The sequence below is a fragment of the Roseburia sp. AF15-21 genome (assembly GCF_003479505.1).
Taxonomy (GTDB): domain Bacteria; phylum Bacillota; class Clostridia; order Lachnospirales; family Lachnospiraceae; genus Roseburia_C; species Roseburia_C amylophila.
On sequence record NZ_QUHG01000004.1, the window covers coordinates 164,443 to 181,281 of the forward strand.

The 16,839-nt window shown below is 41.9% G+C and carries 15 protein-coding genes; 2 read left to right on the plus strand and 13 right to left on the minus strand.

Annotated elements, in window-relative coordinates:
• Positions 1–264: 264 nt before the first annotated feature.
• Positions 265–2,112 carry a peptidoglycan binding domain-containing protein gene (locus DWW33_RS07770; RefSeq protein ID WP_243088588.1) on the minus strand — a complete coding sequence of 616 codons (1,848 nt, stop codon included), beginning with the start codon at positions 2,110–2,112 and terminating at the stop codon, positions 265–267.
• Positions 2,113–2,376: 264 nt separating this feature from the next.
• Between DWW33_RS07770 and DWW33_RS07775 the strand changes: the two genes are divergently transcribed.
• The gene (locus DWW33_RS07775) at positions 2,377–3,078 is read left to right on the plus strand and encodes a phosphatase PAP2 family protein (RefSeq protein WP_118639211.1); all 702 of its coding nucleotides are present in this window, start codon (positions 2,377–2,379) and stop codon (positions 3,076–3,078) included.
• Between the two features lie 43 nt (positions 3,079–3,121).
• Here the strand turns inward: DWW33_RS07775 and DWW33_RS07780 are convergent, their stop codons facing one another.
• Genes DWW33_RS07780 through DWW33_RS07790 form a run of 3 tightly spaced genes read right to left on the minus strand, consistent with a single transcriptional unit; the run spans position 3,122 to position 6,679 of the window.
• Positions 3,122–5,044, minus strand: coding sequence for an NAD(+) synthase (locus DWW33_RS07780; protein WP_118639212.1), 1,923 nt, complete (start codon positions 5,042–5,044; stop codon positions 3,122–3,124).
• The gene (gene hslO, locus DWW33_RS07785; RefSeq protein WP_118639213.1) at positions 5,041–5,910 is read right to left on the minus strand and encodes an Hsp33 family molecular chaperone HslO; all 870 of its coding nucleotides are present in this window, start codon (positions 5,908–5,910) and stop codon (positions 5,041–5,043) included. Before hslO ends, DWW33_RS07780 begins: the two co-directional genes overlap by 4 nt.
• A gap of 19 nt (positions 5,911–5,929) precedes the next feature.
• Positions 5,930–6,679, minus strand: a complete 750-nt coding sequence (locus DWW33_RS07790) for a class I SAM-dependent DNA methyltransferase (RefSeq protein WP_118639214.1) — start codon at positions 6,677–6,679, stop codon at positions 5,930–5,932.
• A 135-nt stretch (positions 6,680–6,814) separates the two neighbouring features.
• Between DWW33_RS07790 and DWW33_RS07795 the strand changes: the two genes are divergently transcribed.
• Complete coding sequence (locus DWW33_RS07795) at positions 6,815–7,858, plus strand: DUF6709 family protein (protein ID WP_118639215.1); 1,044 nt, start codon at positions 6,815–6,817, stop codon at positions 7,856–7,858.
• A gap of 51 nt (positions 7,859–7,909) precedes the next feature.
• Here the strand turns inward: DWW33_RS07795 and ilvN are convergent, their stop codons facing one another.
• The 9 genes from ilvN to DWW33_RS07840 all read right to left on the minus strand — a co-directional run bounded on the left by ilvN (position 7,910) and on the right by DWW33_RS07840 (position 16,809).
• Positions 7,910–8,407 carry an acetolactate synthase small subunit gene (ilvN, locus tag DWW33_RS07800; RefSeq protein ID WP_117698016.1) on the minus strand — a complete coding sequence of 166 codons (498 nt, stop codon included), beginning with the start codon at positions 8,405–8,407 and terminating at the stop codon, positions 7,910–7,912.
• A 13-nt stretch (positions 8,408–8,420) separates the two neighbouring features.
• Positions 8,421–10,142 (minus strand): biosynthetic-type acetolactate synthase large subunit, encoded by a 1,722-nt coding sequence (ilvB, locus tag DWW33_RS07805; protein ID WP_118639216.1) that lies wholly within the window; start codon positions 10,140–10,142, stop codon positions 8,421–8,423.
• A 13-nt stretch (positions 10,143–10,155) separates the two neighbouring features.
• Positions 10,156–11,115: an AEC family transporter gene (locus DWW33_RS07810; protein WP_118639217.1), complete on the minus strand. Its 960-nt coding sequence runs from the start codon at positions 11,113–11,115 to the stop codon at positions 10,156–10,158.
• 21 nt (positions 11,116–11,136) lie between these two features.
• Positions 11,137–11,628 (minus strand): dihydrofolate reductase, encoded by a 492-nt coding sequence (locus tag DWW33_RS07815; protein WP_118639218.1) that lies wholly within the window; start codon positions 11,626–11,628, stop codon positions 11,137–11,139.
• An 18-nt stretch (positions 11,629–11,646) separates the two neighbouring features.
• Entirely contained in the window at positions 11,647–12,495 is an 849-nt protein-coding gene (thyA, locus tag DWW33_RS07820) for a thymidylate synthase (RefSeq protein ID WP_117698015.1), read from the minus strand.
• Between the two features lie 529 nt (positions 12,496–13,024).
• Positions 13,025–14,299 (minus strand): phosphoribosylamine--glycine ligase, encoded by a 1,275-nt coding sequence (gene purD, locus DWW33_RS07825; protein WP_117841760.1) that lies wholly within the window; start codon positions 14,297–14,299, stop codon positions 13,025–13,027.
• 83 nt (positions 14,300–14,382) lie between these two features.
• Positions 14,383–15,018: a phosphoribosylglycinamide formyltransferase gene (purN, locus tag DWW33_RS07830; RefSeq protein ID WP_117841759.1), complete on the minus strand. Its 636-nt coding sequence runs from the start codon at positions 15,016–15,018 to the stop codon at positions 14,383–14,385.
• Positions 15,012–16,037, minus strand: a complete 1,026-nt coding sequence (gene purM / locus DWW33_RS07835) for a phosphoribosylformylglycinamidine cyclo-ligase (protein WP_022243386.1) — start codon at positions 16,035–16,037, stop codon at positions 15,012–15,014. The genes purN and purM overlap by 7 nt, the downstream gene beginning before the upstream one ends.
• Positions 16,038–16,323: 286 nt before the next feature.
• Entirely contained in the window at positions 16,324–16,809 is a 486-nt protein-coding gene (locus tag DWW33_RS07840; RefSeq protein ID WP_117698013.1) for an NUDIX hydrolase, read from the minus strand.
• Between the last annotated feature and the right edge of the window lie 30 nt (positions 16,810–16,839).

Below are 16,839 nucleotides of genomic sequence, written 5' to 3' on the forward strand. Positions count from 1 at the left end.
ACAACCGGCGCAAATTCACATCCATGTTCATCTGCGCCTCGCCGGTACATCCCTGTACCGGCGTTGCCTGTTTCCGAACGAATTTCATAAGTCCCTAACAGCCCTCCCTCATGTATCTGCAATCATCCAGGCAGAGTCTGGTGTTATTTCTAATTTCAATTTATTTTCAGTGGTTCCTACAGACATTCATCATACTAAAATTGTCTGAACAGAAGCTGGCGTTCTTATTCTTTATTCTTTATTCTTATTCTTTATTCCAATTCCCTACAATGCTGCTTCAGCGGCTGCCAGCTTGTCCAGTGCACTCTGTGGTACCTTCGCTTTTGCGCCCTCGCTTAAGGCATTATAGGCATTTCTTGCATTGGCTACTGCTGCTGCATCTGTGGCAGTTATCGTATCTGGCAATGCCATGATTGTATTCGTTACATTCTGTGCATCGATACTTTCCTGATTCTGCAATTCCTGCAGTGCCTGTTCATACTGCAACTGTGACAGAGCTGACTCGGCTGCTGTCAGCACATTCAGATTCTTTACATATGCTTTGGCGCTGTCAGATAAAGCATCATACTGGGAACGGACAGATGCAATGGTTCCTGCGGAGTCCAGGGTTACTGTTCCAATGGAGGTGATTGCCTCATCTACTGCAGATGCTGCATCCATATCCTTGCCCTTCTGGCTCTCGGTTCCCGGCAGTTCATAAACAAGCACCGGATAACCAGCTTCTATATTTTCATAAATTGTTTTTGCTGCACTGTATGGAAGATTGATACATCCATGTGAACCGCTTCTTTTATAAATTGTTCCACCAAAAGTACTTCTCCAGCTGGCATCATGCATTCCAACACCACCGTTAAAAGGTATCCAGAAAGATACCGGAGACTCATAATCTTCGCCGCGAAGCACCGCATCCTTTGCCTTATAAGTAACACCAAAAGAGCCGGACGGCGTTCCATGATTCTTTGCAAGGTTACCGGAGACAAAATCAGATTCTACCACCAGCGATCCGTTCTTATAGAAAAACAAATGCTGTGCGGTCAGATTGATTTCCACATATGTATTACCATAGTCATTCTCACCATGGCTGTTAGCCGTCTGGGAATAAACCGGCTCTCTTTTTACATCCTTACCGGCTTTCAAATCCTCCAGTATCATTTCCTTTTCGGCTGCATTATCTACCCACCATCCGTAATTTCCACCATAAATTGTCACTGTCTGTCCATAGGAAGTATCCAGTGTCCGGTTTCCATAAGCGGTATTATAATTTTTTGCCATAGCTTTTACATAAGAGCTCAATGCCTCATCATCTACAGACACATTGAAATCATCATCCACAGAAAGCCATGTACTGATGGTTTCTCCATCCAAAACCACATCATCCCTGCCTTCTGCCTGATAGGTAATCTTCATCTGGGTATATTTATTCAAGGTATCCAATGCATCCTGAAATACATCATCCTCTTCTTTTACCTTAGGGTCTTCATAACAGCCTTCCCCGGAAAGGTCAAATTCCGGCTGCATTTTATCCAAGGCTTCTTTGATTTTCTCCGTAAATGCATCCTTATCGATTTTTGTTCCATATACCTCCGGCTGCACTTCATAGCCATCCTTTGTATAATCCTTAATCTGTGCATTTTCGGAATCCGTCCATTTGCTTTCATCCATACAGGACAAATCATCCAGAACATTCTTCAATTTTTCTTCATCAAAAGTTATCATGGTTTCCACTTCGTATTTCCGTGGAGAAATAAGATAGTACGGCCATGCAAATCCATTCTGCTTCTTTAAAAGCTCTTTTATCTGCTTATCAAATACCGGCTCCATGTCAATGTCTGTTCCATTGATGTTCTCTGTCTTATCCTCACGCTCCACCAGCTTCATCTCATACCTGGAGGCCTGCTTCGTAATCTTCTTTTCCACACCACTGGTTGAGGAAGCGGATACCCCCACATTATTTATCGTGGTACGAAATGCAAAATGGCTCTGAAAAAACAGTGCCAGTACCAGATAAATCACAACTAATATTCCTACAGGAATTCCGATTACACAAAGAAGTTTTTTTCTGCTCATTTTTTTCTTTGCAGTTTCCTGCTGTTTCTCTTCATTCTTCTTCATATCCCTTAACCTTTCTATTTTGCTAGTTTCCATTATAGTTGACCGTTTTTCTTTGTCAATGAAATCCCGCATTTGTAATATTTATTTAAAAAATGAAATACATTTTCTTGTATTCTTGCACAATGAAAATGTTCCTTTTCCATTAAAATCTTAAGAATTCCATAAAAATTATTAAATTCGATTTTATAGCATTGTTTTTTAAAAAATGCTGTGCTAGAATTCCACAATAGAAGTAGTATTCTTACATTAAAAAAGGGGAATCCGATGTTGAAAAAAGATAACTTTAAGCAAAATCTCAAAGCATTTTTTCAAAAATATAAGCACGCATGGGTTCTGCTGTATGTATTCATATATTTTCCATGGTTTACCTATCTGGAAAAACATGTGACTTCAAATTTCAACGTAATACATACTGCACTGGATGATAAAATCCCATTTATAGAATTTTTCATCGTACCATATATGTTATGGTTTGGATATGTCGCATATGCGGTTCTTTACTTTTTCTTCAAAAATAAAGAAGATTATTACCGGCTCTGTACATTCCTGTTTGTGGGAATGACTGTATTTCTGGTAGTATCCAGCCTCTATCCAAACGGACATTATCTCCGCCCCCATTCCTTTGAGCATGACAATGTCTTCACCCATATGGTAACCTGGCTTTATGCAACCGATACACCGACAAACCTGTTTCCAAGTATTCATGTTTATAATTCGCTCGGTGTTCACATTGCAATCTGTAACAGTAAAGAATTTAAGGATCGTCCGAAGTTAAAGCTGGCTTCTTTCATTCTTATGGTCAGCATTATTCTTGCAACCATGTTCTTAAAACAGCATTCTGTATTTGATGTGGTTACTGCATTTGTAATGGCTGCTGTCATGTACTCTTTCGTCTACGGCAGGAACTTTGCTTTCGGCCGCAGCAAGGCAAAAGAATCTTTAGAAAAACAGCTTAAGCACATATAGTTTTTATAAAAGAACTGCTGCTCCATTTTGAGCAGCAGTTTTTTTATTTCAAATGTTCGATTTCATCCATCCAGATACGCACTGATGCATCACTTGGCATTCTTAAATCACCTCTTGGTGATACTGCTACCGTACCGACCTTTGGTCCATCCGGCAGACAGGAACGTTTAAACTGCTGTGAGAAGAAACGGCGGTAGAAGGTCTTTAACCATTTCAAAATCACTGCATTGTCGTACTGCCCCTCAAATGCCACCTGTGCCAGGCGATATATTTTTGCCGGAGGAAAGCCAAATCGCATCACATAATATAAATAGAAATCATGCAGTTCATACGGTCCTACAATATCCTCTGTCTTCTGGGCGATTTTTCCATTTTCCGGCGGAAGCAGTTCAGGGCTGACCGGTGTATCTAAGACATCATAAAGTACAGTTGAAAGTTCCTTATTTCCACAGGTGTCTGCATAGTAGTGTACCAGATGGCGCACCAGCGTCTTCGGTACGGATGCATTCACTCCATACATGGACATATGGTCACCGTTATAGGTAGCCCAGCCCAATGCCAGCTCTGACATATCTCCGGTTCCGATTACCATACCATTATTCTTATTGGCAATGTCCATCAGAATCTGGGTACGTTCCCTTGCCTGTCCATTTTCATAAGTGACATCATGTACGCTTTCATCCTGACCAATATCCCGGAAATGAATGCGTACTGCTTCTTTGATATCTACTTCTATCAGCTTTGCGCCAAGACAGCGAATGAGACTTAATGCATTCTCATAGGTACGGTCTGTGGTTCCAAAGCCCGGCATGGTAACCGCATATATCTGTTCTCTCGGAAGATTCAGCCGGTCAAATGCCTGTACCGTAACCAAAAGTGCCAGTGTGGAATCCAGTCCACCGGAAATGCCCACCACTGCGCATTTGCATCCGGTATGCTCTAACCGTTTCTTAAGTCCCATGGACTGAATAGCTAAAATCTCTTCACAACGTTTATCACGCTTATCTTTATTACCCGGTACAAATGGTGCCGGGTCCACAAAGCGGCTCAGCTTCGTATCCGACTTATCAATAAAGAAAGAAAATCTAAGATAATCCTCTCTTCTGCTGCCTGCAGCAAAAGTGCTCATCCTCCGTCTCTCGGATACCAGGCGTTCCATATCAATTTCAGAATATACCGTCTCATTGGTAAAACGTTCGGATTCTGCTAAAACCGCTCCGTTTTCTGCAATGATATTATGACCGGAATATACCACATCCTGTGTGGATTCTCCATCTCCGGCACTGACATAGACATAGCCACAGAGCAGGCGGGCAGACTGTCCTGCAACAAGCTCTCTCCGGTAAATATCCTTTCCGGTTGTCTCATCACTGGCTGAAAGATTTACGATTAAAGTTGCTCCTGCCAGAGCATGGGAAATACTCGGCGGGTTCGGTGTCCAGACATCCTCGCAGATTTCCACACCGATTACCAGCTCCGGCAATACATCATCACACTGGAACAAAATGTGGCTTCCCATCGGTACATGATAAGCCGGTGCAATATCTACACCCTCTGCTTCTTCTTTTCCCGGAGTAAAATATCTTGCTTCATAGAATTCATTGTAATTTGGAATATGGGTCTTTGGCACGATGCCGATAATCTCGCCTTTGTTTAAAGCTGCTGCCACATTATAAAGCTTGCCTTCATGCATCAGGGGCAGACCAACAAATACAACGGCATCCAAAGCACCGAGTTCCTTTGCCAGCCATACCAGCCGCTCCCTTGCGCTTCTTAATAAAGTCTCCTGTAAAAATAAATCGCCACAGGTATATCCGGTAATGCAAAGCTCCGGGCACACAATGACTTTGGCTCCGTTTGCTGCTGCTTCCATTACTGCCGCTTTTATTCGAATGGTATTTTCTACCGGATCTGCGACTACTACTTTTGGTGTTACTGCTGCTACTTTGATAAATCCATCTCTCATTTTCTTATCTCCCTTAAATCATCCGGACTGAATACATAATTCTCATTACAGAAATGACATTTTACTTCAATCGGTTCTTCATCCTTGATTAAATCATCCAAATCTTTCTTGCTTAAGCTTGCCAGTGCTTTTGCCACACGCTCTTTGGAACAGTCACAGTGGAAGGTAACCGGCATCGTATCATTGATTTCAAGCTTCATCTCTCCTAAGATTTCCTCTAAAATCATTTCCGGTGTCATGCCCTTTTCCAACATTTCTGTTACGGATGCTATCTGTGCGATTTTCTGCTCTAAGGCATCAATGACTGCATCCTCTGTAAACGGCATCAGCTGAATGATAAATCCGCCTGCCTGACGCACCGTATTGTCTTTATTCATGAGGACTCCCAAACCTACGGAAGATGGTACCTGCTCAGATACCGCAAAATAATAAGTTAAATCTTCTGCGATTTCACCGGTCTGAAGCTCTGTCTGTCCCACATACGGATCTTTTAATCCCATGTCCTTTATAACACTTAAAACACCATTTCCAATGGCTCCGCCTACATTTAATTTACCGGCTGCATTGGGTGGCAATATCACGTCTGCCACGCCGGGATAGCCTTTTACACCCCCGTTAGCATTGGCAGTTACCGTAAGGCCATGCATCGGACCATCGCCCTGAATCTGCAGGGTCAGAAGGTCTTTTTCTCCCTTCATCATGCTGCCCATCATTGCTGCTGCGCTCATGACACGTCCTAATGCTGCTGTTACAATCGGGCTGCTGTTATGACGGACTCTTGCTTCCTCCGTCATCTCTTTTGATGTAATCGCAAATGCACGAATCTGTCCATCTGCAGCTGTTGCTCTCACCATATAATCTGACATTTTCTCTTCCTCTTTCTTCTTATTTTCCCTGTTCTCTTGCGATGATATAAATCCGTTCACTGCAGGCTGTCGGTTCTTTTCCCGTCTCTACGTCAAAGACACCTTCCCATTTCATACCGGCTTCTTCGATTAATTTTCGTACGGTTTCTATCTCATACGCCCGCTGAAAATGTGTTTCTTCATATCTCCGGAACAAATCATCCTCTTCTTTGATAAAAAGTGTTAAATCATACTGGTTAATCTGTTCCTCCGGGTCATAAAAATTTTCCCAGATAAAGCTGCTGTCCTCTCTGGTCTCGCAGAAGCTGTTGTCTCCTAAGAGTTCCTCATATTTATATCTGGTATTCATATCGAAAATAAAGATTCCGCCCGGGTCGAGATAATTATTGACCAGGGAAAATACCTGTCTCAAATCCTCTTCTGACAGGATATAATTCATGGAATCGCAGACACTTACTACTGCCCGGATGGTTCCATACAATTCAAACTCCCTCATATCCTGAAGAAGATACAGTATCTCTGTATTTTCCATGGTATATTCTCTGGCTACCGAGAGCATTTCCTCGGAATTGTCCACCCCAATCATATCATAACCTTCTGCCGCTAAAAGTCTCGTCATCCTTCCGGTTCCACAGCCAAGTTCCAAAAGCAGGCCATCGTTTATTCCCTCTGCTTTTAATATGTCCACCAGATATTTTTTCCATGCTTCGTAAGGGACATTGTCCATAAATGTATCATAAACTGTTGCAAATTCTGTATATGCTTCCACACAACCACTCTTTCTGTCCTATTCTTCTGTAATACTAACAATTTTCCCTGATAAAAGCAAGTAGTCGCTCCCTAAGGCTTGATTATTTTTCCCTAAAACTTTATACTTAAAATCATAACACTACTGGGAGGAATTATGACAAACCAATTAGACCACTATATATCCAGCCACATCAAAAGTCTTTACCGGCATAAGCTTTTTTCGCCGATTCTATATATGATACTGTTGATTGTTCTTTGGATTATCTTTCCCATCGGCACCATCTTAAGTCCGAAGGTTATCAACGAAAAAACTTCTCTTGATAAATTATATAAAGAGAATGACCGGTATGTCAGTATTACGCTGACGGATTTAAAATTTACCGGATACACACAGGAAGTCTTAGGGCAGACCCATGGATATTACTACTATACAATTCAGGATGGGTGCTGTAATATCGTACTGCTCTCTCCGAAGACCAGCGAAGAGGGACTTCCAAATATTAACAAAGTAACCGTCCATGCCAAAATCCAGACCGCAACCAAATCCTACCATACCCTGCTTTCTAAAATTGCAGCAGATTTGAACTGGACAGACAGCGGTATTTACGGAGAAAGCTCCTCCTATTATATCAGTGAGCCCGGTTTCCGTTACGGCTTCAGTATCTTTCTGATTCTGCTTTTTGCATGCAGTGGACTTTATGCCATTTTCAGTATCATATGTTATTTTGTATACATTCATTTTCCATGGCTGTCACCGCCCTGCCAGCAGCTTGCCCGGTTCGGTTCTCCGAAGACTCTTCTTATGCAGGCAGAAGAAGAACTGGCGACACTGCCACAGCTGGCTACGGAAGATATGTTTATTACCGAGCATTTCTTTATTGAAATCTCTACGGATGGAATTGCCTTTGTTCCGATTCAGGAAATCATCTGGCTTTATAAACATTCCACCCTGCACAAGTTCTTCTGGTACCATTTCAGTATCTCCTATACGCTGTGTATCTCTGCGAAAAAGCACTTATACATCCAGTGTCCGAAGAACTTAAAATCCGATATCGACGGTATCATCGACTACTTAGCAGAAGCAAATCATGATATTCTTGTAGGCTTCAACGAAAAGAACCGCCTGAAGGTACAGGAAATTCAGGGAACACCATTGCAGTTTGAGAAGTTTATTGCACTGTTGAAAAAAAGATTATAAAAAATATGGGAATTCCGCATTACGGACTTCCCATATTCCTGGTATTTAATATTACCGGCAGGATGTGCTGATTGATTCAATGGCTACTGCCCCGCCACGCACTACTTCGATGGTCCTGAAGCGGCGTTTTAAAAGAGCTATCAGTTCATTGTTGCGGCGTTCTGTCAGCTTGCACTCTAACAATACGCTGTCTTCCCCAATATCTGCCACATCTACTTTAAAGGTTGTTGCAATCTGAAATACCTCCGCTTTATCTTCCACGCTGCAATGCAGCACTTTTGCAAAAAGAATCTCTTTCATATGGATTGGTACATTGGTTAAATCAATTACCTTAATGACCTCTACCATACTGTTTAACTGCTTCTTAATCTGTTCAAATGTAATATCATCACTGGTTACACAGATTGTCATACGGGACACACTCTCATCTTCCGTGGTTCCTACGGTAAGACTCTGGAGGTTATAGGATTTGCCGGAAAAAAGTCCGGAAACCTTCGCCAGTACACCAACCTGGTTTTCTACATATAATGCAATCCATCTGTTTTTCATACCAACGTTCCTCCTATTTCAAAATCATCTGGCTCATTGCAGTTCCACTCTTAACCATCGGAAGTACAATGTCCTCTGTTGCAATCATAAATTCTATTACGGTAGAAGTCTTTTTATTCTTCTTTGCCTCTTCGAAGGCTGCATTCATTTCTTCGGTGTTCGTCACACGAATACCCTTTGCGCCATAGCTTTCTGCCCATTTCACAAAATCCGGTTCATATACCGGGCAGTCTTTTCCCGGTCCCTTACAGTTGCTCGGACATTCCTTATGCTGACGCAGGCAGGTTGCAGAATAACGTTTTCCGTAGAAAAGCTGCTGCTGCTGGCGAACCATGCCAAGATAAAAATTATTTAAAATGCAGACAATTACCGGTGCATCCTGGCATACTGCAGTTGCCATTTCCTGCATATTCATCTGGAATCCACCATCTCCGGTGATACAGATAACCTCTTTTTCCGGACAGCCGATTTTTGCTCCGACTGCTGCCGGGAATCCAAAGCCCATTGTTCCAAGGCCCCCTGATGTAATAAAGGTTCCGCCACGTTCCATCTCAAGATACTGGGTTGCCCACATCTGATGCTGCCCAACATCTGTTGCAATAATGGCTCCTTTGAAATGCTCATTGATTCCTTCCATAATCATCTGTGGGGAAAGTCCCTTATCTCTTCGCATTTCCAGAGGATTTTCTTTGTTCCATTCCTCAATGCGGGCTATCCAGGCTGTTGTTTTCTTCGGTTCTGCCCACTCTGATAATTTTTCCAGTGCGGTTCTTGCATCTGCTACTACCGGTACATCCACCACAACGTTTCTGGAAATGGATGCTGTATCCACATCTACATGAACAATTTTTGCCTTTGGTGCAAACTCATTCAAATCGCCGGTAATGCGGTCATTGAATCTCGTTCCAATGGAAAATAATACATCACACTCAGAAACGGCCATATTGGCTGCATATCTTCCATGCATACCGCAGTTTCCCATATAATAAGGATTGGATGTGCCAATGGCTCCTTTTCCCATAATGGTGGTAACAACCGGCACCTGCATTTTAGTAACAAATTCATCAAAAATATCATTGGCACGGGCAATGTTGATTCCGCCTCCGGCGAGAATCAATGGTTTCTTGGCACTCTTTAAAAGCTTATATGCCTTTTTCAACTGTCCGATATGTACGCCTTCATTTGGCTTGTAACCACGAATCTGCACACTCTTCGGATAATCGGATGGTCCACTCTCTAACTGGATATCCTTTGGGATATCCACAAGAACCGGTCCCGGTTTTCCGGTGGTTGCAATGTGAAATGCCATGCGGATTATTTTTCCCAAATCTTTTCTGTCCCGAACGGTTACGCCGTATTTTGTTATGGAACGGGTCATTCCTACAATATCAACCTCCTGAAAGGCATCATTTCCAATCAACGGAAGTGGCACCTGACCGGTAATACAGACAAGCGGAATGCTGTCAAAATGCGCATCTGCGAGTCCTGTAATAATATTGGTGGCACCCGGTCCGCTGGTTACCAGGCATACGCCTGGCTTTCCGGTTGCTCTCGCATAGCCTTCTGCCTCATGGATTAATCCCTGCTCATGTCTGGGAAGCACCAGGTGAATATCATCCTGTTTATATAATTCATCAAAAAGGTCGGTGACCATTCCGCCCGGATAGCCAAATATGGTATCCACGCCTTCTTCCATCATCGCCTTTACAAATAATTTTCTTCCTGTAATATCCATCTAACGTCCTCCTCTATATCAATCCCATGGTCTTAAGGATAAAAATCCAGCCAGTTAAGGTAAATGCTCCCAAAAGCGTTGTTGTCACAATAATACTTGCTGTCAGCACACCATCATTTTTCATGTTCTTTGCCATAATATAGCAACTTGGTGTAGTTGGTGATGCAAGCATAATCAGAATTGCAATCATTTTTTCTCCGGTAAATCCCAAGGCTGCTGCCACCGGAAGTAATAAAAGCGGCTGTATCACAAGCTTGATTGCAGATGCTGCAAGGGTCGGTCTGATTTTTGCCAGGGCTTTTCTTCCCTCAAAGCCTGCACCCAGTGCAATCAACGCCAGTGGTGTTGCCATCTTTGCCACATTCTCAATGGTCTTATCTACCATGGCGGGAAAATCAAGGGACAATAATGCTGCCACCATACCAAAGGCAATTCCAAGGATAATCGGATTCTTTAATATGTTAAGAAATGCTTTCTTGATTCTGCCACCATGTACTGCCTCTTCTCCCGCTCCATCTTCATTGGCTTCAAAGGTCAGTACAATAACAGAAAAGATATTATAAAGCGGCACTGCCCCGATAATCATCAATGGTCCCATGGCAGAACTGCCATAAATATTTTCAATAAAGGCAAGTCCCATGACTGCGGCACTGCTCCGGAAGGAGCTTTGCACAAATGCACCACGGATGGATTTATCCTTTACAAAAAGCTTTGTAGCTCCCCAGATTACCCAGAAACAGACGGTACTTGCCAGTGCACAGAAAAGCACATATTTCAAATCAAAGATTTCCCGGATATTTACCGTAGAAATATCCCGAAATAACATAAATGGCAAGGTCACCTTAAAATTAAACTTATTCGCCACCGTCACAAAATTATCATTGAGCATACCAATCTGCTTTAAGATATAACCGATTACCATCACAAGAAAGATTGGCATGGTGGTATTTAAACTGAAAATAAGATTATTCATTTCTTACACGTTTCTTTCTGCTTATCTTATTCTTTCATATTTTAAGAAGTAATACTCCAGATCAAAATAGGTCTGTTCATCACTGTCTTCTGTAATCTGCCATTCTTCCTTTTCATCCAGATTCGGGAAATAGGCATCTGCATCATATGCATAGTCAATCTTCGTAATATGCGCTACATCGCACTCATCCAAAAGCTGGCGGTAAATGCTTTCACCGCCAATAACATAGACATCCTCACTGTTATACTGCTCTAACTCTTTATGCAGTTCGTCTAAATCATGCACCACAATGGCATCCTTCACTTTATAATTCTTATCACTGGTCAGTACAATATTGACACGTTTCTTAAGAGGCTGTCCATTTGGAAAGCTTTCCAAGGTCTTACGTCCCATGACTACCACTTTCCCGGTTGTGGTCTGACGGAAAAATTTCATATCATCCGGAATGCTTACCAGTAATTTATTCTTATAGCCAATTGCCCAATTAGCATCTACTGCTGCGATTAAATTCATCTCTTTCACCTGCTCCTTTTATATTGCGATTGGAATATCCTGAATCTGTGGTCCTGTCACATAATTATCAAGACGTACATCATTTCTGGTAAATTCATAGAAATCCTTTACATCCGGATTCAGCCAGAATGTCGGTGCGTCATACGTCGGTCTTTGAATAAGTTCCTTTATAATAGGAATATGCCGGTCATAAATATGTGCATCTGCAATCACATGCACTAACTCTCCCACACGCATATCGCACACCTGTGCCAGCATATGCATCAGTACTGCATACTGGCAGACATTCCAGTTATTGGCAGCTAAGATATCCTGGGAACGCTGATTTAAAATTGCATTCAAAGTCAGCTTATCGTCCCCCTTCTTCTGGGTTACATTAAAGGTCATGCTGTATGCGCATGGATAAAGATGCATCTCACTTAAATCCTGATGTACATATATGTTGGTCATGATTCTTCTGCTGAAAGGATTGTTCTTAAGGTCATAAATCACACGGTCTACCTGATCAAACATTCCTTCCTTATATTTATGCTTTACTCCCATCTGGTAGCCATATGCTTTTCCAATGGAGCCTGTCTCATCTGCCCATTCATCCCAGACATGGCTGTGTAAGTCATTGACATTATTGGACTTCAACTGCCAGATCCATAACATCTCATCGGTACAGCTCTTGATTGCTGTCTTTCGTAATGTAATTGCCGGAAATTCTTTGGATAAATCATACCTGTTTACCACACCAAATTTCTTAATTGTATAAGCACTGGTTCCATCCTCCCAATGTGGGCGGACCTTTTCTCCTTCTGTACTTACCCCGTTGTCCAATATATCCTGACACATATCGATAAAAATTTTATCTGCCAGACTCATGCTGCGGCACCTCCTGCGCTAGTTTTTTCACTGTTTAGAGTATATTCTAAATTAATATTGTATCGGATAATCCCACCAAGCGCAAGAGTAGAAAATTTAACATTACAAATTTATGATTGCAGCTTGTGCATTTTCTTTTTCTCCTGCAAGTTGTCTTATCAATTTTTATTATTTTATATATTATGTAATCTTAAAATCTTTCTTTTAAGATTTATGTTAATTTGTTTTCTGATTTTATTATTTTTTAGAAGAAGGGAATATGCCGGACTGGGGGATGGGCGGAAGAATTGGTCTATCCCAATATGAACCGGTCTGTTCTAATATGAATTGAATTATCGTAGTATGATTGGTTTTTATTTTATCAAAATTTATTATGTCTTGTTTTAATTTCAAGAATTCTTCATTGATTCTCGTCTCTTTATTGCATTGCATTTTTAAGTATAGAAAAAGTACCCGTAAATTTTTCTGTTTTTTACGGATACTTTTCTTATCTTTCTATTTTGTCGATTCGTTAAATCATTTTTTAACTTTATGCTTCATCTATGGCTTTTCCAATGTCATGGCGCATATACTTGTTTTCGAAGTCTACCCACTCCGTTGCCTTATAAGCATTGGCTCTTGCTTCTTTTAAGGTAGCTCCCTTGGCTGTGATGCCAAGTACACGGCCTCCGTTAGTTACAATTTTTCCTTCCTCATTTAACTTGGTTCCGGCATGGAAACAGTAGTAACCTTCTTTGCCATCAAAGTTCTCAAGGCCTTTGATTTCAAATCCTTTTTCATATGCCACCGGATATCCGTCAGATGCAAGAACAACGCATACGGCTGCATTATCTTCAAACTGTAAATCAATGGTATCTAATTTACCGTCTACGCAGGCTTCCATTACATCAATGATGTCATTTTTCATTCTCGGAAGAACTACCTGAGCCTCCGGGTCACCAAAACGGGCATTGTACTCTAATACCTTTGGTCCATCCTCTGTCAGCATCAGACCGAAGAAAATAACACCTACAAATGGTCTTCCTTCTGCTGCCATGGCATCTACGGTTGCCTGATAGATATATTTCTTACAGAAATCATCTACTTCTTTGGTATAGAAAGGACTTGGAGAGAAGTTACCCATTCCACCGGTATTTAAGCCCTGGTCTCCATCTTTGGCACGTTTGTGGTCCTGTGCGGAAGACATAATCTTAATGGTCTTGCCATCTACGAAAGAAAGCACGGATACTTCACGGCCTGTCATGAACTCTTCTATTACCATATGGTTGCCGGCAGAACCAAATTTCTTATCTTCCATGATTTCTTTTACTCCGGCTTTCGCTTCCTCTAAGGTGTTACAAATCAGAACACCTTTACCAAGTGCCAGTCCGTCTGCCTTTAATACGATTGGCATTTTTGCAGTTTCCAGATACTCCAATGCCTTTTTCGGGTCATCAAAGGTCTCATATCCTGCGGTCGGAATGTTATATTTCTTCATCAAATCTTTGGAAAATGCTTTGGATCCCTCTAAGATTGCAGCATTCTTTCTCGGTCCGAATACTTTTAATCCTTCTGCTTCAAATACATCTACAATTCCACCGACCAATGGATCATCCATTCCTACAATGGTAAAATCAATCTCTTTTTCCTTTGCAAAAGCTACCAGCTTGTCAAATTCCATGGCTCCAATGTTCACACATTCTGCCAGCTGTCCGATTCCGGCATTGCCCGGTGCACAGTAAATCTTATCTACACGGCTGCTCTTTGCTACGCTTGTCACAATTGCATGCTCTCTTCCGCCGCTTCCAACTACTAATACGTTCATGTTAATCCTCCTGTTTTCTGCAAAAAACAGCTAGTGTACCAACTTATGACACACTATCTGGTTTTCTATTTATGCGGGTAATTCTACTTCGTCTCTGGCAGAATTCTCACCCTGCCATCTTCTACCTTTACTCTTCCATTGGCAATCAGATCAATTGCCTGTGGCATAATTTTCCACTCTGCCTGTTCCATCACACGACGCTGCAGAATCTCCGGCGTATCATCCTCTTCAACTGCAACTGCTTTCTGTAAAATGATTGGGCCGGTATCTGTTCCCTCATCCACAAAATGCACCGTAGCTCCTGTTACCTTCACTCCACGGGAAAGTGCTCCTTCGTGGACTTTTAATCCATAGAAGCCTGTTCCACAGAAAGATGGAATCAGGGATGGATGAATATTGATTATCCGGTTGCGGTACTGTGCAATCATTTCCGGTGGAATTACCACCAAAAATCCTGCCAGCACCACCAAATCTACTTTATATTCATTCAATTTTTCTAAGAAATCAGCATTGAATGCCGCCCGGTTCTCATAAGATTTCGGAGAAATGCAAAGTGCCTTGATATTATGTTTTTTTGCACGCTCTAAGGCATAGGCATTCGGATTATTACTGATTACCACTTCTATCTTTGCATTGGTAATGGTTCCATTATCCATGGCATCGATAATTGCCTGAAGATTGGTTCCACCACCGGATACTAATACTGCAACTTTTAGCATAATGTAACACCCTTTTCTCCGTTTTCAATCTTACCAACAACATATGGCTTGTCTCCGGCAGATTTGATTGCTTCCATGGTTTTATCTACATCTTCCGGTGCAACTGCGAGTACCATACCAAGTCCCATGTTGTAGGTATTGTACATCATTTTTTCTTCTACATTTCCCTCTTTTGCCATCAGGGTAAAGATTGGCGGAATCGGATAGCTGTTCTTTTCAATCACTGCATGTTTTCCTTCCGGAAGCATACGTGGAACATTTTCATAGAAACCACCGCCTGTGATATGGCTGCAGGCTTTTACACGGATGCCGGCATCTTTGATGGCACGCAGTGCTTTTACATAAATTCTGGTTGGTGCAAGTAATGCTTCTCCCAAAGTAGTTCCCAGTTCTTCATGGTATGTATCAAGGGTTTCTTTATCCATAGTAAAGATTTTACGAACCAGTGAAAATCCATTGGAATGTACTCCGGTTGATGCCATACCAATCAGAACATCACCGTCTGCCAGGGTCTCGCCGGTAATCATATCTTTCTTATCACATACACCTACTGCAAATCCAGCCAGGTCATATTCATCCTCTGCCATCAGACCCGGATGCTCTGCAGTCTCTCCACCAATTAATGCTGCATCAGACTGAAGACAGCCTTCTGCTACACCTTTTACGATGGCTGCAATTTTCTCCGGATAATTCTTACCACATGCAATATAATCCAAGAAGAATAATGGTTCTCCACCTGCACAGGCAATATCATTTACACACATTGCTACTGCATCAATACCGATGGTATCATGCTTGTCCATAATCATGGCGAGCTTTACTTTCGTGCCACAGCCATCTGTTCCGGATAACAGTACCGGTTCTTCCATTTCTTTAATCTTCTCTAATGAAAATGCTCCGGAAAATCCGCCCAGCCCTCCAAGAACCTCTGGACGCATGGTCTTCTTTACATGCTCCTTCATCAGTTCTACGGACTTATATCCTGCCTCAATATCCACGCCTGCGTTCTTGTAATCCATTGTTCTTCCTCCTGAAATTATTCTTTATCTTGCTCTTTATTTTTTCAGTGCAAGTATGGAAATGCTTCGCATTTCCATACTACGGGCTTTCGCCCTATCAGACCTTTTAATCAGCCCGTTTGGACTGCCAGCAGCCCAACGGACTGCTTATAAGGTCTGGCACTGCTCAATGCTACTTACATTATAACGTCATTTGCTTATAAAGACCAATTATATATAGTAATACCACTAATTAGTTTTTCTAATTAATGGTATCTGGTTGCTTATTTCTACTTATAATTTACTTTTATTTCAATCGGGTTGTCCCATCTAATATGGCATGGGTCAAAGTATCTCCCTGATAGGATAATTTCAGTGAAAAGAAGCTCTCCCTCTCTTCTAACAGCCGGAAAAATATCTTATCACCTTCCCAGATAGGCAAATTATATACTTCTTCCTTTGGCACCCATTCCAGTGTTCCTTCGTTGCACTCGGTCATCGTACCGTAGAATTCATCTGCCGTATATAGAAACATATACTCCGTCGGCCACGCATCGGAATCAAAAGTGACCACGCCCCGCAGCCGATAAGAATCCAAGGTAAGCCCGGTTTCTTCTTTCACTTCCCGAAGCAGGCATTCTTCCGGAGATTCTCCGGCTTCAAAATGACCGCCAACACCAACCCATTTATCTTTATTTACATCATGGCTTTTCTTCACCCGGTGCATCATCAGGTAGCAATTTTCCTTTTCTATATAGCAAAGCGTTGTATTTTCCGAACGTCTTTCTTCCATTTTTCTTTCTCTCTTCCGCTTTCTTTTTTA

Coding starts and splice junctions, on each gene's coding strand:
- DWW33_RS07770 (WP_243088588.1), bottom strand. CDS start 2,112: ATGAAGAAGAATGAAGAGAAACAGCAGGAAACTGCAAAGAAAAAAATG.
- DWW33_RS07775 (WP_118639211.1), top strand. CDS start 2,377: ATGTTGAAAAAAGATAACTTTAAGCAAAATCTCAAAGCATTTTTTCAA.
- DWW33_RS07780 (WP_118639212.1), bottom strand. CDS start 5,044: ATGAGAGATGGATTTATCAAAGTAGCAGCAGTAACACCAAAAGTAGTA.
- hslO (WP_118639213.1), bottom strand. CDS start 5,910: ATGTCAGATTATATGGTGAGAGCAACAGCTGCAGATGGACAGATTCGT.
- DWW33_RS07795 (WP_118639215.1), top strand. CDS start 6,815: ATGACAAACCAATTAGACCACTATATATCCAGCCACATCAAAAGTCTT.
- ilvN (WP_117698016.1), bottom strand. CDS start 8,407: ATGAAAAACAGATGGATTGCATTATATGTAGAAAACCAGGTTGGTGTA.
- ilvB (WP_118639216.1), bottom strand. CDS start 10,142: ATGGATATTACAGGAAGAAAATTATTTGTAAAGGCGATGATGGAAGAA.
- DWW33_RS07810 (WP_118639217.1), bottom strand. CDS start 11,115: ATGAATAATCTTATTTTCAGTTTAAATACCACCATGCCAATCTTTCTT.
- DWW33_RS07815 (WP_118639218.1), bottom strand. CDS start 11,628: ATGAATTTAATCGCAGCAGTAGATGCTAATTGGGCAATTGGCTATAAG.
- thyA (WP_117698015.1), bottom strand. CDS start 12,495: ATGAGTCTGGCAGATAAAATTTTTATCGATATGTGTCAGGATATATTG.
- purD (WP_117841760.1), bottom strand. CDS start 14,299: ATGAACGTATTAGTAGTTGGAAGCGGCGGAAGAGAGCATGCAATTGTG.
- purN (WP_117841759.1), bottom strand. CDS start 15,018: ATGCTAAAAGTTGCAGTATTAGTATCCGGTGGTGGAACCAATCTTCAG.
- purM (WP_022243386.1), bottom strand. CDS start 16,037: ATGGATTACAAGAACGCAGGCGTGGATATTGAGGCAGGATATAAGTCC.
- DWW33_RS07840 (WP_117698013.1), bottom strand. CDS start 16,809: ATGGAAGAAAGACGTTCGGAAAATACAACGCTTTGCTATATAGAAAAG.